This is a genomic window from Pseudodesulfovibrio cashew, assembly GCF_009762795.1.
Classification (GTDB): Bacteria; Desulfobacterota; Desulfovibrionia; order Desulfovibrionales; family Desulfovibrionaceae; genus Pseudodesulfovibrio; species Pseudodesulfovibrio cashew.
The window spans coordinates 1230083-1251814 of sequence record NZ_CP046400.1 but is presented as its reverse complement, the minus strand read 5'-3'; the positions used below and the strand labels follow the sequence as shown (position 1 = coordinate 1251814).

Here is a 21732-nt window from a genome sequence, read left to right as displayed (position 1 = left end):
GTCTTCCCTCCCTGTCTGCGGCGCGCCGTATCCCTAGCCTTCTTTCTGGTACACGATGGAGCCCGGATGGAAAATGGGCTTGAAGGTCTTGGAGACCCTGTGCAGCGTTTCCGAGTGGCCGAGCAGGAGATACCCGCCGGGCAAGAGATTGTCGTAGAAGGAGCCGACAACCCGTTTCTTCATGTCTTCGTCGAAATAGATGATCACGTTGCGGCAAAAGACGATATGCGAACGCGGAAGGCGCTTCAGGGAGGCTCGGTCATTCAGATTCAATTGGGCGAAACGTACCGGGCGCATGACCTCGGGACGGAGCTTCCACTCCTCGCCCTGCTCGATGAAATACTTCTTCCGCATCTCCGGAGGCGTGGTCTTGAAGGCGTACTCCTTGTAGACCCCGGCCTTGGCTTTGGCGATCATGGCATGGGAGAGGTCTACCGCGGCAATCTGAATCCGCCACCGGGCCATCTCCGCGCCCAGGCATTCATGCAGGAGCATGGAGAGCGTGTACGGCTCCTCACCTGATGAGCAACCCGCCGACCAGATGTTCAACTCCCGCTTGCCGGCCTTGCGCTGCTCGTCGAGCTTCTGCTTGAGCACGTTGTCGCGGAAGGCCTCCAGTTGCTTCATATCCCTGAAAAAACTGGTCTCATTGGTGGTGACCAGTTCAAAGAGCTTGGCCAGTTCCTGATCCTTCTTGCTGTCGAACTTCAGGTAATTGACGTAATCTGTGAACGTCTGGAGCCCCAGCTTGGCCAGCCGAGCGGAAAAACGGTTTTCAAACAGGTACTTCCGTTTGATATCGACGTAGATTCCACTTTTCGAATAAATGAAATCACGCAACAGGACGAACTCGTCGTCCTCGATTTTGATGTTCTTTCTCAGGCTGATGGTCTTGGAAAACAGGGAGCCCATGCACCAAATCCTTGCGCTTAGTTCAACAGGCCCGGTCCGCCCGGGCGCTGATTCGTATACCCGTAACAAGTTAACCCTTACGGCTTCTGCTCCTGAATCTCAATGATATTTTACACTACTATGTACGCCGCACGTACGTTTTCGCGCTCTCCCGACCCGTCAACACCCGCTCCGCCCCGGAGGCCAGGGCGCGCATTTCCTCGTCGCCGACGACCACGGAAACCGGTCCGATCCAGGCCGTCATCCGGGTTATTTCCCTCACCAGCGCCTCGCTGCGGGCCAGGCCCCCGGTCAGCACCACAGAGGCGAGGTCGAGCACGCCGTGCTCGTCCACCAGAGCCGGAACCATGGACGCGATGAACCGGGCGGTCTGGTAGGCCTGGGCGCGGAAGACAAGGCGTGCGCCGCCGTCGCCCTCCTCAATTCGCCGGACCACCTCGCGCATGTCGCTGGTGCCGAGGTGCGCGAACAGGCCGCCCCGCCTGAGCACGCTCTCCCGCAACTCCTCGGGCGTGGTCCGCCCGGAAATAATTCTGTCCAGCACCGGGACCACGGGCAGGCCACCCGTACGCTCCGGGGTGAGCGGCCCCTCGCCGTCCAGGCCGTTGACCACGTCCACCACCCGGCCTTGCCGATGCGCGCCGATGGTCACGCCGCCGCCCATATGGCAGACAATGAAATTGGCTGATTCGTATTCGATGCCGAGTTGCGCGGCCACGGTGCGGGCCGCGTTGCGCTGATTCAGGGCGTGAAACAGGGAACGACGCTCCAGGCCGGGCAGCCCGGTGATCCGGGCCACATCCATGAGCTCGTCCGTCACCGCGGGGTCCACCACGTAGGCGGGCACGCCCCACTCCCGGCTCAGCTCGTCGGCCAGGACCGCGCCGAGGTTGCACGGATGCTCTCCGTAACGGCATTGGGACAGGTCGTCCAACATGCCGTCGGACACTTCGTAAACGCCACCCTCCAGCGGATGAAGCAATCCGCCGCGCGCGGCCACGGCATCGAAATCCGCGCCGTCCAGCCCCGCATCCTTAAGGGTATTGCGGATGGCCTCCATGCGCAGCCCGTGCTGGTCGGTCACATGGTCGAAGCGGATCATCTCCGCCTTGTCGTGCTGGTATTCCCGGTACAGCGACTGCTCTCCGTCCTCGTAGACCGCCAGCTTGGTCGAGGTGGAGCCGGGGTTGATGACGAATATCCTCATACCTCGCTCCGATGGGCGAGCAGGCTCGCCAGGGCCAGGGAATGGAACTTGGACTCGTCGGAATCCCCCCGCGAAGGCACCACCACCGGGGCGCGGCTGCCCACCACCACGGCGGCCATGGTGCAGCCGGTCAGCACGGTCAGCCCCTTGTACAGAATGTTGCCCGCCTCGATATTCGGGGCGAGCAGGATGTCCGCGCATCCGGCCACGGGGCTCTCGAAATGTTTGCTGCACGCGGCCTGGCGGGAGACCGCCAGATCCAGGGACAGGGGGCCGAGGACCTCGGCGTCGCCGAACTCGCCCTGGCGCGCCATCTTGGTCAGTATGTCTCCGTCCAGGGTGGCGGGCATGGCCGGATAGTTTATCTTTTCCGTGGCCGCCAGCACGGCGACCTTGGGCCGGGGGATGCCCAGCTTCCGAGCCACGTCCAGGGCGTTCTTGAGGATGGCCACCTTGCGTTGCAGGTTGGGCGCGATATTCACGGCCGGGTCGGTGATGAGCATCAGCCTTCCGTCGATGGGCGACTCGAACGCGGCCACGTGGCTCAGGATGCGGCCCTCCAGCGGGACGCCCGTCTCCTTGTTCAGCACACCCTTGAGCAGCACGGCGGTGGAGACCAGCCCCTTCATGATAAAATGCGCTTCGCCGCGCCGAAACAGCTGTACGGCCTCGTGCACGGCCTGGGCGTCGTCCGGCATGTGGATGGATGCGAACTGCGAAATGTCGAGGCCGCGCTCGTCTGCGATGCGCCGGGTCTCCTCCATGTCGCCGATGAGAATGGGCTCGGCCACGCCGCGCTCGTAGGCCTCCACCCCGGCGCGCAAGACGTGCCCTTCGGCGGAGCGGGCGATGGCTACCCGGGGCAGCGGCCCGCCGCGTGTGTGCTCCAGGACGTTGCGGACCAGCCCGTTAAGGCTGGTTACGGCTTCATACTCGATCATGGGCTACTCGTCGCCGCGCTTGAGTGCGATCATCCCGGACCGGCACATGGACTTGATGCCGTAAGGCTTGACCATCTGAATCAGGCCGTCAATGCGCTCCTGGTCACCGGAAAGCTCCACGGTGATGGTCTCCTGGCCCATGCCCACGACGTTGGCCCGGAAGACCTCGAAAATCTGCATGAGCTGCCCGGTGCTCTGCGGGCTCATGGCGATCTTAATCATGACCAGCTCGCGATCCACGAAATCCTTCCGGGAAAGATCGTCGATCCCGATGATGCCGTCGAGATTGCGCAGACACAGCTCGGCAGCGTCGATGGCCTCGTCGTCCCCCTCCAGCCGCAGCACGATGCGGGATACCCCGGGATTTTCGGTCTCTCCGGCGGCCAGCGACAGGATGTTTGCGCCGGACTTGCCGAACGCCGCGGCCAACTCGGCCAACACGCCCGGCTTGTTCTCGGCCAGGGCGGACATGGTGCGCTTCAAGGCGATACTCCTTGGTTGTTGTTCGTTGCGGTTGACCGCAGGCTACCCCAGGGCAGCGAAAAAGGAAAGTCGGGCAAATGCGGCTACTTGATGATCATCACCGAGTTCCTGGCCCGGTCCGCGACCTCGTGGGAGACGCTGAACGCCTTGGCGAACCACGGCTTTTCGGACTCTCCGAGGACGATGAGCGAGAAATCGTATCCTATCTCCATGATGACCTCGGCCGGGTCGCCCACCTCCACCAGTTCCTCATGGGGCTCCATGCCCTCGGCGCGAAAGGCTTCGGCGGCCTCGCGCACGGCCTTCTCGGCCGCTTCCCGGTCCGCTTCGTCCCCGGCCACGGACAGGAGGGTGACCGGGCAGTCGCATGCCTTGCTGTACCGGATGGCCTTGGGCAGCATGGCCCGTGAGGTGTCGGTATCCTCCACGCAGACCATATGGCCGTGTCCGGGCTCCAGTCGCCTGGCCACGATGACTGAGCACCCGATGTGGGCCGCAATCTTCAACGCCCGCTGTCGGGGTGCCAGATACCGCCTGAGCCCTTCCCTCGGGGCGGGGGAACCGCCCACGATGATGAAATCCGCCTTGAAACGATCAGCCTCGTCCACCACGGCGCTGGTCACGTCATGCGCGGTGCGCAGCCGCAGGGAGATGCTCCCCCCGCAAGGGTTCTCGCATTCGCGGATGAACTCGCCCGCAGGATCGCCCGAAATATCTCTGTGGACCCAGCCCTCGGTCTTTTCCTTGTCGATGTCGCCCATCTCGGCCAGGATGTCCCGCGCCCTCTTGAGGTGGGCCATGCCGGGCAGTTCCAATCCCCAGTCCAAAACGTTCTCCCTGGCCACGCGCACTTCCATGCCGCCGGACTTGAGACCCGAATCCAGGGGACGGACATAGAGCAGCGCGATGTCCGGGCAACTCGCCTCGGCCATGCGGTGGACGAACTTGAGACCCGTGAAGGCCTCGGGCCCTCCTCCTATGCAAACCAATATCCGCAACCTTTGGTCGTCCTGCGTCATGGGGACAACTCCTTACATGCCCACCAGGGGCCAGTACAGTTTCGAAGCCAGAATGAGGACGGCAAAAGACATGATCGCCATGCGCCATCCGACACGCATGAAATCGGGGGGAAGAAGATAGCCCGACGAATAGACGATGGTGGAGGCCGGGGTGCCGATGACCGTGAAATAGGCAAAGGCGCTGGAAACGGCGGTAACCATCCCCACGGCCAGTGGATTCGTCCCGGACTCAACGGCCATGGAGAGAACGATGGGCCCGAGCACGGCCACGGCCGCGCCATTGCTCATGGTGTTGGTGATGAAGGTGGTCAGGAACATGACCGAGGCGAGCAGCCCCAGACCGCTGCCCAGCCCCACCGGGGCCAGGGTGTCCATGAACAGCCCTGCGGCCCAGGCCGCCGCGCCCGTGTCTCGCATCTGCACTCCCAGCGAGATAGCCGCCGCATACAGCCAGACCACGCCCCAGTTGACGCCGGAGTTGAGGTCCTGCCAGCGGACCAGCCCGGCCACCAGGAACAGGACCGCGCCCAGGATGGCGATGGTGCCCATGCCCACCTTGGACGAAAATCCGACCCAGCCCACCAGGATGCCCAGGAAAAGCGCAATGGCCACATAGTGCCTGCCCTGAAGCGCGCCCTCCTCGCCCACCTGCTCCCTGAGCTTCGCCACCGCCACGCTCATGTCCCGGACGTCCACCCCGCAGGTGCGACGGAGGATGAAGTGCATGAGCGGCAGCTGTATCAGGAAGACCGGGTAGGCGTAGATCATCCAGCGGAGATAACTGACGCGGTAGCGGTCCGTGGCCGGATCGGTCCCTGAATAGAAAAAGTCCCGCAGGTAATCGATCATGATCGCGTTGCGCGCCCCGCCGGAAGGTGTGCCGATACCGGCCATGGCGCAGGCGTAGGAGATGGAGAACAGGAACAGGATGGCCAGGGCTCTGCGCTGCCTCTCGTCATCGGTGGCCAATTGCAGCAGGGAAAGGGCCACGGGCAGCATCATGGCCGCCACGGTGTGCTCGCCGATGAACGAGGCCAGAATACCGGAGAAAATGGAAATACCAAACGCGATGTTATACGTATTCGATCCCGTAATACTGACGATGACCAAGGCAAGGCGCTTGTCGAGCTTCTGCTTGACCAGGGCCACGGCGAGCATGAGCGAGCCCATGATGAAGAGCACGGAGTCCTTCATCAGCGACTTGGCCACCAGGCTGGAGTCCATGCCGAGCAGGAAGACCTGACCGAGGATGATCAGCAGGGCCACTGCGGGCAGGGGGATGGGCTCGGTGACGAACAGCAGGGTCGCGCCCACGGTCATGACCAGCACCTTCCACCCTTCGGGCGTGACGCCTTCGGGCACGGGGCCGAGCAGCATGGCCGCCTGGATGACCAGGGTGATGAAGAACCACCGTTTTTCGCGCAGGTAATGGATCACGAACCGAGTGTATACCGCTTTGCCCTTCACGCCAAGGGGGCGCAACGGAAAAACGATCCGCCTCCCGGCTTAGAGGTCGACCAGCTCCACGTCGCCCTCGCCGATGGGCCTGCCCAGGAAGCGGGTGCCGGTCCGGGCGAAGCGTGCGGCGTCGTCCGTTGTCAGGTAGCGAGCGGACCCGCAGGCCCCGTCCTTGCGCCCCAGGCCGAGGCGGGCAAGTTCGGCGTACACGGTCTCGGCCGTGGTTGCGGCGGAGTCCACGATGGTCGTGGACGGGTCCACCACGTTGCGTATTGCCGGGGCCAGAAGCGGGAAGTGCGTGCAGCCCAGGACCAACGTATCCGGGATCACAGGGTGCTCCGTGCCGGATGCGGGGCGGAACACCGGGTCCAGATAGCGGGCGGCCACCCCTTCGGGAATAGCTCCCTCGGTCCAGCCCTCTTCGGCCAGCGCCACGAACAGCGGACAGGGGTGGCCCACGATGCGCGCCTCCGGCTCGATCAGATGGATGGCCCGCTGGTAGGCTCCCCCGGCGATGGTGGACTCGGTAGCGATGACCGCCACCGCCTTGTTGCGAGTGGCGGCGCAGGCAGCCCGTGCGCCGGGCTCCACCACGCCGATGACCGGAATGCCGGGATAGGCCTGCCGGAGCGGGGCGATGGCCACGGCAGAGGCCGTGTTGCAGGCCACCACGAGGAGCTTGACCCGCCGCCGCACCAGCTCGGCCGAGCACTGCACGGCGTAGCGGGAGACAGTCTGGGCCGATTTGGTGCCGTAGGGCAGCCTGGCCGTGTCGCCGAGATAAAGGAAGTCCTCGCAGGGCAACCGCTCCGCAAGGGCCTTGAGTACGGTCAGTCCGCCCACGCCGGAATCGAAGATGCCGATGGGCAGGGACGCTGGATTCTCCATGGTTCTGGCTCCTTATGCGGGGCCGGTGGTCCCGCGCTAGGCAAGACCAACACATTTTCATGAAAAAGTCTAAACTTTGGATCGTCCCGGTAAACGGAGGCTATTCCACAACGTCTGCCTCTTCGGGCGGCGAGGCGTGCCCCATCATCTCCTGTGCCCAGATGCGCGCCCGGGCGTAAATGGCGTCCACCTGATCCACGTCCAGTCCGTGCCGTTCAATGATCCGCACGGTCTCCTCCCACTGCCCCCGCTCGTAGCAGGCGGCCAGATGAAGATAATCATGAGCATCGCTCTCGCTGGTCAGTCCCCGTTTCACCTCGTCGTCAAGGGGGAGCGTCTCCAGGATGTCCACCATCTTCATGCCAAGCATGCTGTCGAGGAGAGAAAACAGGCCGACGATGAACAGGACGTCCGTGTTGCAGGGCTTGTCCGAAGAGAGGGAACAGAAGGATTCCAGAAACCGGGCGCGATGCACGGCCATGAAGGCGAGCTCTCCGCCCTTGGGGGTGGTGTTCATGTCCGCCAGAACCACTGTGCGCAGCCACTGCTTGGCCTGGAGCATGCCCATCATGTCGATGGCCCGCTTGAGCGAGGTAACCTTGCTGCGCAGCCCGAACCCCACGGAGTTGATGTAGCGGAACAGACGGTAGCTCAGGCTCGGATCAGACTGGAGGATTTCGGCCAGCCGAGCCGGTTCCAGCCCCTCTGAAGACAGCTCCGAAAGCAGCTGCAGCTTGGTGGTCTCATTGGCCGAGAGCTTGCGACCGGGCAGGATTTCCGGCTTGCTGAAGAAAAATCCCTGAAACAGGGTGAAGCCCAAGTCCTTGAGGAAACGGAAGGTGGCTTCGTCCTCCACCTTCTCGCCAAGAAGCTCGACCCCGGAGACCGGTACGGCCTCTACGGCCTCTGCGACTCTGTCCGGGTCGGAGCCAAGCTCCAGCAGATCGATCTTGACGATGTCCGCCAGGTCGATGAAAGGCTTGAGCTGTGGCTGACCGAAATAGTCGTCCACGGCGATGGTGTAGCCCGCCTCCTTCAGCCGCCGCACGGCGGCCAGGGTCTTCTTGCTGGGGCGCACGTTTTCCAGAATCTCGATGACGCAGGTTTCCCTGGGCAGGGCGAACCCCACGTCCTCCAGCAACATCTGCTCAGGAAAGTTGATGAGAATGCGCGCGCTCTCGTCCACTCCCTCCAGGGCCATGATCAGACCGTCTGCGATGACCGAGGACGTGGCCTCGGACTCGTCGACCACGACGGCCATATTCTCCCTGCCGGAACGAAACAGCAGCTCGTATCCCCAGAGGGTCTCATCCGGGCGAAACACGGGCTGCCGGGCCACGAACACCTTTTCGTATGATTTCTTGGACTGGTCGGACATGGTCCCATCATACCGGATACGGGACCGGACACAATGAGTTTTTCCGGGAAGACGAAACCGGGAAAAGAAACCTAAAGGAGGTCCAGGGAAACACCGTCCAGGCGGAGCTGTTCCCTGAAGCAGTCCAGGTCCTCGCCGCATTCCGACAGAATGCGGTCCAGGCGCTTGAGATTGTCCTGAATGGCTCGGGCGTAGAGATCTTCGCCGGCTTGCCAGCGGCTGCGGAAATGGGCTGCCATGAACCGACGGGCGCGGCCCAGGTCCCTCTCCAGGCGCGGCCTGGCCACCTCCTGATAGAAGACGCGCGTCCTGACCAGCAGATCGTGGGCCGAGGCGTAGCCCGGGATGCCCGCCTCCCGGAACTCCTCGAACAGGCGGGGCAGCTTTTCCAGATAGTAGCGGTCCGCCATCTGGGCCAGCAAGTCCGCGCTGCCCACGAATTCCCCCATCCTGCGCATGTCGTCCGTCCGGAACTCGATCAGCCCGGGCGGCATGTTCAGGATGGTGCAGCGGATGCAATCCGCCACGTCGTCGAGGTCTTCGGGGGCAAGCTTCCCCTCAAGATTCTCCCGCATGAAGCGGATTGAGCGCGCCTCGTGCCCCACAGTGTGCACGGCACCTGTGCCAGAGTCGTCGCCCTCGGCCTGAATCAGCCCCACATCGTGGAACAGGGCTGCCAGCACGCACTTGACGGCGGCAGCGCGGGGAAAGGTCTCCCCCTCGGCCAGAGCCCCGTCCACAAGCCGGACAGCAGCCAGGAAAACGGCGCAGGTGTGTTCGAAGTCGTGATACGCGGTGTTGCACGCCCGGTAACCAGGATACTCTCCGGCAAAAAGGCGTTCCACGTCGCGAAATGCCTGCCTGACCACACTGAAATCCCTTTCGGGCCAAGCCCGGGCCAGCAGAAATTCCACCTCGCGAAGGACGCCCTCCCCGTCCGCCGGATCGATGAAGTCGTAAAGCGTCTTAGCGGTGGCCATGGTCACACGGTCCACTTTTCCTGGTATTTGTCCCTGATGGCCTTGATGACGTCGAAAATCTCAAAACAGATCTCGACCAGTTCGGGGTCGAAGTGCGTGCCGGACTCCTCCTCCAGTATGCGGAGGCACTTGGCGTCGTCGTATGGCTCCTTGTACGCGCGCGGGGAAGACAGCGCATCGAAGACGTCGGCCACGGCACAGATACGGGCGGCCAGCGGAATGGCCTCGCCGTTGATGGGCTCACCTGCGCCCAGCTTCGGCTCCGGAGCCCAAATGTCCGGCGTAACGATGCCCGGATAGCCGGGCTCGGCCCAGCGCTCATGATGGCGGAGAGCGATCTCCATGGACATGCGGTCCAGTTCGTTGGTCTGGTTTCGGAAGAGCCGAGCCCCGAACAGGGTATGCAGCTTGATGATCTCAAATTCCTCGGTGGTCAGCTTGGCCGGTTTCTTGAGGATGGCGTCCGGGATGCCGACTTTGCCCACGTCGTGGAGCATGGCCGCCAGGCGCAGGCTGTCCTGCTCCCGCTTGATCTCCTTGGGCGGAATCTTCCGGCGTGCGGCCCAGGCACCGTAGATCTCGGCGCTGAATGCGCCGACACGCTGGACGTGAGGGCCGGTTTCCGTGGGATCGCGCAGCTCGGCCATCTGCATCATGCGCAGGATCAATTCACGGTTCATGATCCCGCGCTCGATGGCCACGGCGGCGTTGTTGCAGAACAGGGGAATATACGTCGCGGCCTCACAGGAGAAAGGCACCACTCGGCCGGACTCGGTCTTGGCGTTGATCAGCTGCATGACCCCCACCAACCGGCTTTCCTGGGCGATAAGCGGGACCGTCAGCATGGAGGTGGTCCGGTATCCCGACTTCTCGTCAAAGGCCTTGTTCAGGGAGTACGGCAGGGTCGGGTCCAGCTCGTAGGCGTCGTCGATGACCAGGCTCTTGCGCGTCTTGGCCGCGTAGCCGACTATGGAATCTTCACTGATGGGGATGGAAAAGTTCTGGTAAAGCGCTGCGTTGGCGCTTCCCTCTGCAAAGAGAGTCTCATTCTGAACATAGCTGAAAATAAGGCTATCGCCTTCCACGAGAAAAATGGAGCCGGCATCCGCATTGGCGAACTTCCGGGACTCCATGAGAATCTTGTCAAGGATCGTGTCCACGTCCCTGAGCTGGTTCACCTCGTCCGTGGTCCTGAGGATGGTCAGGACGGCGGCATCATGGCCGAGTAAATGGGCATCATCCATGGTATCTCCCTCTGATCTTGACCCATATCGCCCAAACCAGATGGAATTGCAAGAATCTTTCCGCAAGATGAACGCCGCGCCCGCATCGGGAGCTACTTGGCCTCCCCTCCGATGATCAGGTTGGGCAGCTCGTCCGTGTCGTCGTGCTTGACCGGAAAGTGGCGGGTAATCAGGTCGCCGCAACGCACCACGCCCCGGCACAGGGCCTCGCCCGGCCTGCCTTCCTTGATACCCTTGGTGATGTCGGCCACCACCTCGTCCCAGGCCGTGGGATTGACCTTGTCGTTGATCCCCTTGTCCGCGAGAATGCGCACGGTGCGTTCATAGACCGAGACGTAGATGATGATCCCGGTCCGGTCGCGGGTCCGGTGCAGCCCGTTGACGTAAAACGCCGTGAGCGCGGCCTCGTCCACCTCGTCGCGCATCTCCCGCTTGGAGATGAACGGCATCTTGAGCTCCGGGATGGCGTTAAGCAGCTGGGAAAAGAGCACATAGGCCGCCAGGAACAGGGCGAGAAAAACCCACATGTCCTCACGCCCCAGGAGCATGGCCACGCACACGGCGGTGAGCACGCCGAGCAGCAGCCCGCCCAGGTGCGAGGCCCGGGGATAGTCGTAGCTGGAGGACGCGATGACCGGGACGATTTCGCCCGAGGTCCGTTTTTCCACGTCCATGACGCATTGGACGAGTTTTTCCTGCTCGTCCTGGGAAAGAAATGTCTGTGCGAGTGTCTTCATTATGATGCCTTGCTATGGTTACCAGCCGCCGGAGGCCCCGCCTCCGCCGAAACCGCCACCGCCAAATCCGCCGCCGAACCCTCCGCCCCCGAAGCCGATTCCACCGGAACCGGTCGGGCCGGACCCGGGGTAGCGGTTACCCCGGAGGGAATCCGGTGGGACTTTGAAAATAAATTTCCCGATAAGATAGTACACCAACCGAGGGGAGGACATGAGGATCAGCACCGGGAAAAACAGGATGCCGAGCACTATGGAAAGCCAGCTTTCGCCTTTATCCTCCGGCGCACGAGTCGCCTCATACCGCCCCAGCACCGTGTCCACGATGCCGTCCACTCCGGCCATGACGCCCCCGTCGAAGTCGCCTTTCCTGAAGCGCGGGGACATCTCCTGGTCAATGATCCGCCCGGCTCTGATATCGGTCAGCGTGTCCTCCAGGCCGTAGCCGACCTCGATACGGATCTTCCGGTCCGCCTTGCTGATCAAAAGCAGCGCACCGTTGTCCTTTCCCTTTTGGCCGATGCCCCAGGCCTCGGCCACCTTCAGGGAAAATCCTTCCAGGTCTTCGCCTTCCAAGGACGGAATGGTCAGCACCGCCACCTGGGTGGAATCGGTCCGGTCCAGGTCGGCCAGCTTCTGCTCGACGGTCTGTTCCGTGTACGAGGACATGATACCGGCCAGATCGGTGACATAGCCGTCCGAAGCAGGCACCTCCAACCCCCAGGCGCAGGCGGTCCAGCCAAGCAGGACCGCGAGCAGGAGAGGAAGGACCCGTCCCGGCATCACCAGTCGCCCGAGGCGCCGCCGCCGCCGAAACCGCCACCGCCAAATCCGCCGAAACCACCGCCGTCGCCAAATCCACCGCCGCCGAAGCCGCCGCCTCCGCCCCGGTGGCCTCCGCCGAGCAGGGAGAGCCAGAAGAGCGTCGAGGCCGCCGACCCCATGGCGGAGGATCTGCCATGCTGTCCGTCCAGGCCGTCCCATCCGCTCATGCGGGCGGCGCGCCTGCGCCTGCCGAAGATTTCGGTCAGGGCCACGAAGAGGATCATGGGAATGATGATCAGCGGCAACGCGCCGCGCCCGGAGCGCCGCGACGTTTTGACGGGTGCGGCCTTGAACTCGCCGCGCACCGCGCCGGAAATGGCGCCCACGCCGTCGAGGAAGCCGCTGTCATAATCCCCTGCCTTGAAGCGGGGAGCGATGACGTTGGTGATGATCTGCCCGGAGAGCACGTCGGTGAGCACTCCCTCCAGGCCGTAGCCCACCTCGATACGAAGTTTTCGATCCGCCTTGCTGACCAGCAGCAGCACGCCGTTGTCCTCGTTCTTCTGGCCGATCTTCCAGGCGTCGGTCACGCGGATGGAGAAGTCGTTGATGTCCTCTCCCTCAAGAGATGGAACGGTCAGCACCGCGATCTGGGTGGAATCGGTCCGGTCCAGATCGGCCAGCCGCGCCTCCAGGGTCTGCCGGACCTTGGGCGAGATCATGCCCGCCAGATCATTGACGTATCCCTTGTACTCGGGGACGTCGAGGGCTTTCGCGCCGGAGGCGAACACGAGCACGAGCAGCGCCGCCGGGACGAAAAGGATTACTTTGCGCACGAAAGGCTCCCGTTAGGAGTTGTTGCCGAAGTTGACCTTGGGCGCGGTCTTGGCCCCGGGATCGGCCTGATAGAACTCCTTGCGGTCCAGCTTGAGCATGAGCGAGTTGGTCAGGGAGTTGGGGAAGGAGCGGATGGAGCTGTTGAAGACCTTGACCGCGTCGTTGTAGCGCTGACGGGCCACGTTAATCCGGTTCTCCGTGCCCTCGAGCTGATGCTGGAGGCCCAGGAAGTTCTGGTTGGCCTTGATCTCGGGGTAGCGTTCCACCACGACCATCAGCCGGGACAGGGCCGAGGAGAGCCCGCCCTGCGCGGCCTGGAACTGCTGCAGCGCGGCCTTGTCGCCGAGCATGTCCGGCGTGATCCGGGTCTGGGTGGCCTTGGCCCGCGCCTCGACCACTGCCTGGAGGGTGTCCTTTTCATGGGAGGCGGCGGCCTTGACCGTTTCCACCAGGTTGGGGATCAGGTCGGCGCGACGCTGCAACGCGGCTTCCAGGTTGCCCCAGGCCGCGAAGACATTCTCCTCCTGCTGCTGCATGGAGTTGTAGCCACAGCCGGTCAGGGACAGGGTCATGAACAGGGCGACGAGCGCCAGGGTGATGCGTTTGATCATCGGATGGTCCATAGGGTTTGGGTGTTGAGACGTTACCGAAAGATGCGACCCACCCTGAAAAAGTCAAGGCGGGCCAGCGCGCTTTCCGTCAATATCACTTCTTTTTCCGTTTTGCGGGACGCTTGAGCCGCTTGCCCGCGGCCAGGAGCTTGCGCAGCTCGGCCGCTGCGGCCACCGGGTCGCTCTCATGAAGCAGGAAACGCTCCTTGGCGGTCTGAAAATGCCACCCCGCCGGTCGCGTGAGCAGCTTGGCGCCGCGCGATTCGAGGTAGCCGAGAGCTTCGGTCTCGGCGGCCACATCCTCCATTTCCGCAAGGATTTCCTTGCGCTTCTGGATGTCCCGCATGCGGTGGGCAATCTCGTACGCGGAGCGAAGGACGTCGTCCGGCTGGATGTCCGTTACCTTCTTGCGTCCGGAGAAATGTCGTTGCAGTTCGTTGAGGTCGGTTTTCAGTTCCTTGATTTCAAACAGGGCCGCTTCGGTTGCTTCGTCAATTTTGTCATTGAGTTGCTTGTAGATGGCGCGGAGCTTGTGTGCGGACATAGGCCTTGCGTTCTGTTTGCTGTTATATGAATTAACACAAGGCTAGCCCATTTACGCAACCCATTGCAACCATCAATCCGTAATTATCCCGCTTTGATCCGGCCCCGCCCATCGGTCAACTCCGCCACTCTGGCGGCGAAGTCCGCCTCGTGCTCTGCGGGCATGACCAGAACGAACCCGGCCTCATCCGTGAACCGCTCCTCGGCCACTTCGGCCTCGAACTCCGGGAGCATCCGCTTGAACAGGGTCACCGACTGGTACGGCACGGTGGCGAGCAGACGCACGGTCTCGACCTTTTCCTTTTGCGGCAATCCCTCCAGGGCGAGATTGACCAGGGAGGTGTAGGCCCGCACCAGTCCGCCCGTGCCGAGCTTGGTTCCGCCAAAGTAGCGCGTCACCACCACGGCGATCTCGCCCACGCCGCCGTGCAGCAGGGTGTTGAGCATGGGTTTTCCCGCCGTACCATGGGGCTCGCCGTCGTCGCTCATGCCCACCTGCGCCGTGTCGCCCGGCGGACCGGCGGCATAGGCCCAACAGTTGTGGGTGGCGTCAGGAAATTCGGCCTTTATCTCCGTGATGAAGGCCTTGGCGCTCTCGCTGTCAGGCGCATGGCTCGCTGTGACGATGAAGCGGCTGCGCTTGATGGAGTCCTCGGTGCGGTAGGTTTCAGCGGGGATGGGATAACGGATGGCCATGGGCCGGGTGTAGCCCGCCCCGTTCCGGCAGGTCAAGAAAGCGGGTCAGCCCCTTCTTCGGCCAGCCGCTCCAGGTCCTCCCGGAACATGTCGGCCAACTCGGCCAGGGGGCCGTGATCCGGCAGCCTTCCTAGCAGCTCCTCGAAGCGGCCCGAGGACAACAGGTGGCGAAAGCTGTAGCGGAAGTGCAGATCGTAGAGCCAGCAACACAGGAACAGAATGAAGTCGTTGGACCAGCGGATATCGGCAAAAGGGATGAGTTGCCGGTTCCGCGCCCTCTCCAGCACCGCGGGCGAAACCTCGGCATCATGCCAGACAACCCCGGCCTTGAGCGCCTTGCCGTGGGGTGCCGCCGGGTTCAGGTACTTGAGATTGTTGCGGATGGCGTCCAGCTTGTCCGCATTGCGTACCACGTGAAGCCCCAGGCGGGTGTCCGGGTCCAATCCCTCGGGCACCACGGCCCGATTGTGATAGCGCACGAGGTCCAGCACCCTGCGCCGGTCGACCTCGTCCAGTGGAGCGAGCACACCCTGGCTCTCCAGAATTTCGGCCCCGGCCTCGGCATGATTGAACCCGGCCCTGTCGTCATAGGTCCCCTGGTCCACCAGTTGCGGAAATCTGCCCACGTCATGCAGCAGGGTGGCCACTTCCACCACATGGGAAAATGTCGCTCCCGGCTTGATTTCCTTGAGGATCGCCCGCGCATGGGCGAGGACACGCCGGGTGTGGCGCACCTTGCGCTCGACCATGAAGGCGTCCTCTCCGGCCAAAGCCAGATAGCGGTCCACATGGCCGTGAAACCACTGTTCGTATGGATGCAAAGGGGATTGTGTCATGACGGGAGGCAACATACGCCAGGACGCACCGAAGGGAAAGGCCGGGAATCAAGCCTTGCGCCCGGCCTTCTCCACGAGCGCCTTGAGGATCAGGCCGTAAAAACCGCCCTCCCGGCCGACGTAGCGCCACCCCAATTGCGAGCGGCACCCCGAGCAGGCCACCACCTGCCAGGCGAATCCCGGAAACCAGGTGAACTCGTCCGTGGGCGGTCCCACGGGCTCCACGTTCTTGGCCGAGGCAAAACACCCGAGCTCGAAGACCACCCCATAGGGGTTGAAAAAGACGTGACGATGCTGGCCGCTCACCTCCATCGCCAGCTCGCGACGGGTAATCACTGATTGGCATGCCCTGCAGACCAACGTCCTGTCGCCAAACCCTTCATGGGGTTCCGGCGTCAACTCGGGCTCCTCCGGTCCGGGCGCGTCCCTTTCCGGCCCGTCCTTGCAAACCAGGGGAAAAACAACGCCGAATGAATGATGATACAACATGCGACACTCCTCTTTCCAGCATACCCCATTCGGTACGAAAGAGGAAGACGCTTCCACATCGCAGGGGCTCGCCATCCCGGTCATGGAGAAGGAAAAGCCACTCCCGTCTTGACCACAGTCCTTGCCGACGCCTACCTTCCGGCATGGGCAACAACACCGATCCCGGCTATCTGCGGTTGTGCGACGGCTGCTGCGACAACTCCGGCACTGCCAAGGAGATGATCAAGACCGGCGGCTGCACCTGCGACATCTGCGGCTGGGCCTGCAAATGCTGCGGCGACGACGGCAAGCAGTTCGTCAACAAGGTGGCCGTGCGCACCATCCCCGCCGAGGGCTGGGACTACCTCCAGTGGAAGAACCGCCGCTCCCTCGTCCCGCTGGATTGGCAAGCCCTGTTCCGCCTCGGCAGGAAGGATTGCCCAGACGATGAGTAGTTCCCCCTAATCCTTTGATGATATCGATATAATCAATTCAATTCAATTGGATAGATACATAGGATAGCCAGCTATTCATTAACGAAACACTAATAAATAGCCAGCTATGCGCTGACGGCGGAGTGAATAAGGGTAGCGGCGATGGTCCACATGGTCAGGCAGACCACGCCATCCAGGATGCGCCAGGTGGAGCGACGTTGAAACACCGGAGCCAGGGCCTGGCCGCCAAGGCTGAGCAGGACAAACCAGGCGGTGGAGGCGCAGAAAGCGCCCAGGCCGAAAAGGTAGCGGCCCGGATCGCCGAAGCGGCCCGAGACCGACCCCATCAAAACGACCGTATCCAGATAGACATGCGGATTCAGCAGTGTCACCGCCAAAGTGAGCGCCAGGGTATGACGCAAGGTCTTGCCCGCGTCCTCGCCCTCGCCCAGCACGCCGCCGCGCCAGGCCGATAGAAACGAGCCCAGCCCGTACCACGTCAGGAACGCAGCCCCGCCCCAGGCCGCCATCTTACCCAGGAGCGGGTTGGACGCGACCATGGTGCCCACGCCCGTCACGCCCAACGAGATCAGCACGCCGTCGCACAGGATGCACAGCGCGGCCACGGCGAGATGATGGTTGCGTCGCACGCCCTGGGTCAGTACAAAGGCGTTCTGCGCCCCTATGGCCACGATGAGCCCGCCGCCCATGCCGAACCCTTGGAGAAATGGTGTCATATGGTTGTCTCCGGCGGCCAGGGGAAGGGGAGGAAAAACCCTTGGACTCGCCCCGTCCTGGGGCTCGGGTCTTCGACCCGTTGCGCTGCGCCGCAACGCCCAAATCCGCAGTCCTGCGGATTTGTGAAAAAGGTTGTCCCTCTCCCCTTCCCCCGGACCCCCATCCCCTCCTTTTCCTAAACTTTTTGGTGCCGCTTTGCGGGGAGGGTAATCGCGTTGAAGGTTGTTTTCCGTTGGTGAGGTAAGGGGTAGCCGGAGAACCGTCCAGATGTAAAACTCATTGTTTTCATGTTGGATTAATTTTGCTAATGATCGGGCATGCTCGATTACAAGTTGGTGGAGGCCTTCGGGGCCGTAGTGCGGGAAGGCGGATTCGAGAAGGCTGCCAAGGTGTTGCATCTGACCCAGTCCGCCGTGTCGCAGCGGGTCAAGCTGCTGGAGGAACAGGCCGGGTGCGTGCTGCTCGTCCGATCCTCCCCGCCCTCGCCCACCCCGGCGGGCAGGGAGATGCTCAAGCACTACCGGAAGGTGAGACTGCTGGAGGCGGACCTCGGCCTTGGTACGGAACAGGACGGCAGCGGGTACGTAACCCTGCCCGTGGGCATTAATGCCGACTCCCTGGCCACCTGGTTCTTCCCGGCGGTGAACGACTACCTCGATGCCAACCCCGTATTGCTCGACCTGGCCGTGGACGACCAGGCCCAGACCCACCAGCTCCTCCGAGACGGCGAAGTCCTCGGCTGTATCAGCGACCGGAGCGAGCCCTTCCAGGGCTGTCGCGTGGACTACCTGGGCGATCAGACTTACAGATTGTATTGCACACCGGACTACAGGGCAAAATGGCACCCCCGCGGCGTGGCGCCGGAAGGTATGGAAGCCGCGCCAATCCTCATTTTCAACCGCAAAGACCTGATGCACGGCGACCTCATCGCCGAAGCCCTTGGAAGCGCGCCGACTGCATACAACGCCTTTTACCTGCCCTCCTCAGAGAAGTTCGCGCCGACCATCGCCTCCGGCCGGGTCTGCGGCATGCTCCCGGACCAGCAGGCCGCAGAGTACCTTGATCGGGGCGAACTCATCGACCTTTTGCCCGGCCACGTCTACACGGTGCGGCTACACTGGCACTGCTGGAATCTCGAATCCGCACAGCTCTCCCGCTTCACCCAAGCCCTCGTGAGCGGAGCGCGCCGCGAACTCGCCCCGCCCGCCTAGCCGTTGCCCGCGCCACGGCTTTGTTGTATCTGTCCGAAAAAGAATACGCCTCAAGGAGCCTGACATGAAACGGATCGTCCTCGCCCTCACCCTCTTTTCCCTCATCTTCACCCTCGGCTGCCAGAAAGCCTACTACTCGGCCATGGAAAAGGTCGGGTACGACAAGCGCGAAATCCTGTCCGACCGCGTCGAGAACGCCCGCGAATCCCAGCAGGACGCCAAGGAACAGTTCGCCAACGCCCTTGAACGCTACAAGTCCGTGGTCAACTTCGACGGCGGTGAGCTCGAAGAAAAATACGAGATCCTCAACAGCGAGTACGAGACCAGCGAGGCCATGGCCGAAGACGTCCGCGACCGCATCGAATCCGTCGAGGACGTGGCTGAAGCCCTGTTCGAGGAATGGGCCGACGAGATCACCCAGTACACCTCCTCCAAGCTGCGCCGCGCCAGCCAGCAGAAACTTTCTGCCACCAAGTCGCGCTACAACAAACTCATTCGCGCCATGAAAAAGGCCAGCGCCAAGATGGACCCCGTGCTGCACGCCTTCAAAGATCAAGTGCTCTACCTCAAGCACAACCTCAACGCCAAGGCCATCGCCTCCCTCGAAGGCGAACTCACCACCATCCAGTCCAATGTCGGCACCCTGATCAAGGAAATGGAAAAATCCATCGCCGAAGCCGACGCCTTTATCAAGACGTTGGAATAAGCCTCCGGCGGCTGGGGGGAAGGGGAAGAGGGGCACCCTTTGGAAAAGGCTTCCCCTCTTCCCCTTCCCCCCAGACCCCCCATCCCCATCTCCCCTCCTAAACTTTTTGGCGCGCCTTCGGCGGGGGGAGGGAGTTTAAAAAAAGGCTCTCGCGTGCCGCTATGTGTTAACGGCCAAAACGAATAGGGCTCTCCTATTCTCCAACAATCAACATCAGCTTCTCCTCTCCCGATTTTTTTTAACAAATCGGCAACAAGCCGCTTTCGACAATACCCAAATACAACCCTAGCGGTTCGGGCCGGAAAAAGTGACGGTCCTGGGCCGGTCCGAAGGCGGGTTTACCTCTCACTTTTCCCGGCCCGAACCGCCACCCGGCACGGCGGTGTCGAGCGAACAGTCCGTCCCCGCAAAAGCGGCACGAACTCGGCTTCCTCACGAATTCGAGCGAAGCGAGCAATGGGATTCCAAAGGCCCTCGGCCTTTGGCAGGTCTAGGACAGCGGCCTGGTCTCTCCGAAGGAGACCGCCGGCAGGCTCCCCGAAGGGACCGCCGGTAGGCCCTGCGGAGCAGCCCCGGTTGCCCGCCAAAGGGTCCCCCCTTCCCCAACTCAGTCTTTGCGGGTCAGCAGATGCCAGAGCACCCAGAGTCCTTGGCGGTAGTCGTCTATGTCCTCGGCTCCGGTAAGAGAGAGGCGCGCGGCGGCAGGCGCGGCAGTGTCGCCGACCACGAACTTTTCCGCGCCAAACACATTGATGCCCCTGGCGCGGGCGGCGGCCTCGAAGGCTGCGCCGGTCCAGGGCGCGGGCAGCTCCAGCCAGCAAAAGAAGCCGGTGGGCTTGCCACGGAAGCGCAGCCCGTCGAGCACGTCACAGGCGATCATGTAGCGGCGGGCGGCTTCGGCGCGCTTGGCTTCAAGAATCTGTTCGGCGGTGCCGTCGGTGATCCACATGGCGGCGAGCTCGACGTTGAGTGGCGGGGCCATCCAGATGGTGTTGAGCACGGCCTGGGCCAGGGGCTTGCGCAGGGCGGGCGGCGCGACCAGAAAAGCCACGCGCAGTCCTGCGGCCAGGGACTTGGAGAGCCCGGCCACGAACACGGCGCGGTGCCGGGCGCGGTCGGACACGGGCGTGGTCCGACCGGGGTGGGTCAGGTCGTAGGCGTCGTCCTCGATGATGATCAGGTCGTGAACTTCGGCCAGCCGCGCGATCTCGTCACGCCGGGGTTCGCTCATGGTGGCGGTGGTGGGGTTGTGCACGCCGGGCATGAGATAGACGGCCTTGATGTCGTTGCGGCGGCAGGCGGCATCCAGGGCCTCGGGCATCATGCCCTGCCCGTCCATGGTGATGGGCGCCAGCCTGATGCCGAGCATGGAGGCAAGGGATTTGAGGCCGGGATACGTCAGGGAGTCCACGGCCAGCCGGTCGCCGGGGCGGAGCAGCCCGGCCAGGCAGCAGGTCAGGGCGTGCTGTGCTCCGGCGCAGACAATGATCTCCTCGGGGCCGCACTCCAGACCGTAGAGCCGCGCCCAGAGCGCACCCGCCTGGCGGTGGTCCGGCAGGCCGCGAGGGTCGGTGTAGCGCAGGAATGTAGTGGGATCCTTTCGCCGGGCAATACGCCGGAAGCCCTCGGCCACGTCAGGGTCCAGGTACGACAGGGGCGCGATGAGCCCCATTTCGATCATGCCGGGCGCGCCGGGCTCGAAGGAAACCATGGCCGAAGACGTGACCGCGTCCGACGCCACGAAGGTCCCCCGGCCAACGGTACCGGACAGCAGGCCGCGCTTCTCGGCCTCGCGGTAGCCGCGCGTCACCGTGGACACGTTCACGCCCAAGGCGTCGGCCATGTCGCGATGGGTCGGCAGCCGTTCTCCGGGCGTGAGCGTTCCGGCCTGAATATCCCGTTCGATGGAATCCGCCAGGGCCTTGTACAGGGGCCCGTTCTCCCTTGCCACGTGCGGTGTGTACATTGTCATGCGGACAATGCTTTCATTGACACCATACAATGTCAACCATACAAGGCAGCATGAACAACCGTCCCCAAGGAGAATAACGGTATGGAAACGTATGCAGCTTTTGTCCTCTTCGTCATTGTCATGACCGGCACACCCGGCATGGGCAATCTTTCCATGATGGCCATAGGCCAGACAACGGGATTTCGTTCATCCCTGTCTTTTCTGGCGGGCACCACTGCGGGCGCGGTTCTTCTCAACACCATGGTCGCCCTCGGTCTGGGCGGATTGTTCACAGCCAATCCCCAGGCCGCCTGGTTCATGAAGATCGGCGGAATGGCCTATATTCTCTATCTGGGCTGGAAGATCATCAGGATGCAGCTTGCCGCGCCGGGAATGGAAAAACCTCTCTCGTTCCGGGATGGCCTGTTTCTCCATCCGACCAACCCGAAAAGCTGGACCATGGCCGTGGTCGGATTCAGTCAGTTCGCCAACCCGGAAGCGCCATTGCCGCCCCAGGTGGTGGTCTTCGTCCTGACCTTCATGTTTTTCCAGGTCTCGTTCCACTCCCTGTGGGGGTTGATGGGCATGGGGATAATGCAGCTGCTCCGCTCTCGTTCCGTCAGGATGGGCTTCAACATCGTGCTGGTCACGGTCATGGTCGGGGCCACGGCCTACGCCATGCTCATCTGATC

24 protein-coding genes are annotated in these 21732 nt (G+C 62.9%); 4 read left to right on the top strand and 20 right to left on the bottom strand.

The window, feature by feature from the left end; all coding sequences use genetic code 11:
• Positions 1–33: 33 nt before the first annotated feature.
• The 18 genes from GM415_RS05525 to GM415_RS05440 form a co-directional block, all read right to left on the bottom strand.
• Positions 34–912 carry a CheR family methyltransferase gene (locus GM415_RS05525; protein ID WP_158946824.1) on the bottom strand — a complete coding sequence of 293 codons (879 nt, stop codon included), beginning with the start codon at positions 910–912 and terminating at the stop codon, positions 34–36.
• A gap of 118 nt (positions 913–1030) precedes the next feature.
• Positions 1031–2119 carry a butyrate kinase gene (gene buk, locus GM415_RS05520; protein WP_158946823.1) on the bottom strand — a complete coding sequence of 363 codons (1089 nt, stop codon included), beginning with the start codon at positions 2117–2119 and terminating at the stop codon, positions 1031–1033.
• The gene (locus GM415_RS05515) at positions 2116–3060 is read right to left on the bottom strand and encodes a bifunctional enoyl-CoA hydratase/phosphate acetyltransferase (RefSeq protein ID WP_158946822.1); all 945 of its coding nucleotides are present in this window, start codon (positions 3058–3060) and stop codon (positions 2116–2118) included. Before GM415_RS05515 ends, buk begins: the two co-directional genes overlap by 4 nt.
• A gap of 3 nt (positions 3061–3063) precedes the next feature.
• A complete protein-coding gene (gene ilvN / locus GM415_RS05510; protein WP_158946821.1) occupies positions 3064–3543 on the bottom strand; it encodes an acetolactate synthase small subunit in 480 nt (159 codons plus the stop codon).
• A gap of 83 nt (positions 3544–3626) precedes the next feature.
• The gene (locus tag GM415_RS05505; protein ID WP_158946820.1) at positions 3627–4562 is read right to left on the bottom strand and encodes a universal stress protein; all 936 of its coding nucleotides are present in this window, start codon (positions 4560–4562) and stop codon (positions 3627–3629) included.
• Between the two features lie 12 nt (positions 4563–4574).
• Positions 4575–5999 carry an SLC13 family permease gene (locus tag GM415_RS05500; protein WP_158946819.1) on the bottom strand — a complete coding sequence of 475 codons (1425 nt, stop codon included), beginning with the start codon at positions 5997–5999 and terminating at the stop codon, positions 4575–4577.
• A 69-nt stretch (positions 6000–6068) separates the two neighbouring features.
• Positions 6069–6908, bottom strand: coding sequence for a glutamate racemase (gene murI / locus GM415_RS05495; RefSeq protein ID WP_158946818.1), 840 nt, complete (start codon positions 6906–6908; stop codon positions 6069–6071).
• 100 nt (positions 6909–7008) lie between these two features.
• Positions 7009–8286, bottom strand: coding sequence for an EAL and HDOD domain-containing protein (locus tag GM415_RS05490; protein WP_158946817.1), 1278 nt, complete (start codon positions 8284–8286; stop codon positions 7009–7011).
• Between the two features lie 71 nt (positions 8287–8357).
• The gene (locus GM415_RS05485; RefSeq protein WP_158950788.1) at positions 8358–9266 is read right to left on the bottom strand and encodes an HD domain-containing protein; all 909 of its coding nucleotides are present in this window, start codon (positions 9264–9266) and stop codon (positions 8358–8360) included.
• A 2-nt stretch (positions 9267–9268) separates the two neighbouring features.
• Positions 9269–10510 (bottom strand): HD domain-containing phosphohydrolase, encoded by a 1242-nt coding sequence (locus tag GM415_RS05480; RefSeq protein WP_158946816.1) that lies wholly within the window; start codon positions 10508–10510, stop codon positions 9269–9271.
• Between the two features lie 92 nt (positions 10511–10602).
• Positions 10603–11247, bottom strand: a complete 645-nt coding sequence (locus GM415_RS05475) for a TPM domain-containing protein (protein WP_158946815.1) — start codon at positions 11245–11247, stop codon at positions 10603–10605.
• An 18-nt stretch (positions 11248–11265) separates the two neighbouring features.
• Positions 11266–12027: a TPM domain-containing protein gene (locus GM415_RS05470; protein ID WP_158946814.1), complete on the bottom strand. Its 762-nt coding sequence runs from the start codon at positions 12025–12027 to the stop codon at positions 11266–11268.
• Positions 12027–12845: a TPM domain-containing protein gene (locus GM415_RS05465; protein WP_158946813.1), complete on the bottom strand. Its 819-nt coding sequence runs from the start codon at positions 12843–12845 to the stop codon at positions 12027–12029. Before GM415_RS05465 ends, GM415_RS05470 begins: the two co-directional genes overlap by 1 nt.
• 12 nt (positions 12846–12857) lie before the next feature.
• A complete protein-coding gene (locus tag GM415_RS05460) occupies positions 12858–13457 on the bottom strand; it encodes a LemA family protein (RefSeq protein ID WP_158946812.1) in 600 nt (199 codons plus the stop codon).
• A gap of 94 nt (positions 13458–13551) precedes the next feature.
• On the bottom strand, positions 13552–14001 hold the full coding sequence (locus tag GM415_RS05455; protein WP_158946811.1) for a hypothetical protein: 450 nt from the start codon (positions 13999–14001) through the stop codon (positions 13552–13554).
• A gap of 83 nt (positions 14002–14084) precedes the next feature.
• Positions 14085–14696, bottom strand: a complete 612-nt coding sequence (locus tag GM415_RS05450; RefSeq protein ID WP_158950786.1) for a YigZ family protein — start codon at positions 14694–14696, stop codon at positions 14085–14087.
• A gap of 32 nt (positions 14697–14728) precedes the next feature.
• Positions 14729–15532 carry an HD domain-containing protein gene (locus tag GM415_RS05445; protein WP_158946810.1) on the bottom strand — a complete coding sequence of 268 codons (804 nt, stop codon included), beginning with the start codon at positions 15530–15532 and terminating at the stop codon, positions 14729–14731.
• A 48-nt stretch (positions 15533–15580) separates the two neighbouring features.
• Positions 15581–16021, bottom strand: a complete 441-nt coding sequence (locus tag GM415_RS05440) for a cereblon family protein (protein ID WP_199244337.1) — start codon at positions 16019–16021, stop codon at positions 15581–15583.
• A gap of 143 nt (positions 16022–16164) precedes the next feature.
• On the opposite strand from GM415_RS05440, the gene GM415_RS05435 reads away from it, so the two are divergent.
• A complete protein-coding gene (locus GM415_RS05435; protein ID WP_158946809.1) occupies positions 16165–16455 on the top strand; it encodes a hypothetical protein in 291 nt (96 codons plus the stop codon).
• A 104-nt stretch (positions 16456–16559) separates the two neighbouring features.
• Here GM415_RS05435 and GM415_RS05430 read toward each other — a convergent pair whose 3' ends face one another.
• Positions 16560–17171, bottom strand: coding sequence for a LysE/ArgO family amino acid transporter (locus tag GM415_RS05430; RefSeq protein WP_158946808.1), 612 nt, complete (start codon positions 17169–17171; stop codon positions 16560–16562).
• A 318-nt stretch (positions 17172–17489) separates the two neighbouring features.
• Here GM415_RS05430 and GM415_RS05425 point away from each other — a divergent pair, with 318 nt between their 5' ends.
• Positions 17490–18383 carry a LysR family transcriptional regulator ArgP gene (locus GM415_RS05425; protein ID WP_158946807.1) on the top strand — a complete coding sequence of 298 codons (894 nt, stop codon included), beginning with the start codon at positions 17490–17492 and terminating at the stop codon, positions 18381–18383.
• 64 nt (positions 18384–18447) lie between these two features.
• The gene (locus GM415_RS05420) at positions 18448–19089 is read left to right on the top strand and encodes a DUF2959 domain-containing protein (protein ID WP_158946806.1); all 642 of its coding nucleotides are present in this window, start codon (positions 18448–18450) and stop codon (positions 19087–19089) included.
• Positions 19090–19696: 607 nt separating this feature from the next.
• On the opposite strand, the gene GM415_RS05415 is transcribed toward GM415_RS05420, so the two are convergent.
• Positions 19697–21061, bottom strand: coding sequence for an aminotransferase-like domain-containing protein (locus GM415_RS05415; RefSeq protein WP_158946805.1), 1365 nt, complete (start codon positions 21059–21061; stop codon positions 19697–19699).
• An 81-nt stretch (positions 21062–21142) separates the two neighbouring features.
• Between GM415_RS05415 and GM415_RS05410 the strand changes: the two genes are divergently transcribed.
• Positions 21143–21730: a LysE family translocator gene (locus GM415_RS05410; RefSeq protein WP_158946804.1), complete on the top strand. Its 588-nt coding sequence runs from the start codon at positions 21143–21145 to the stop codon at positions 21728–21730.
• Positions 21731–21732: the final 2 nt, after the last annotated feature.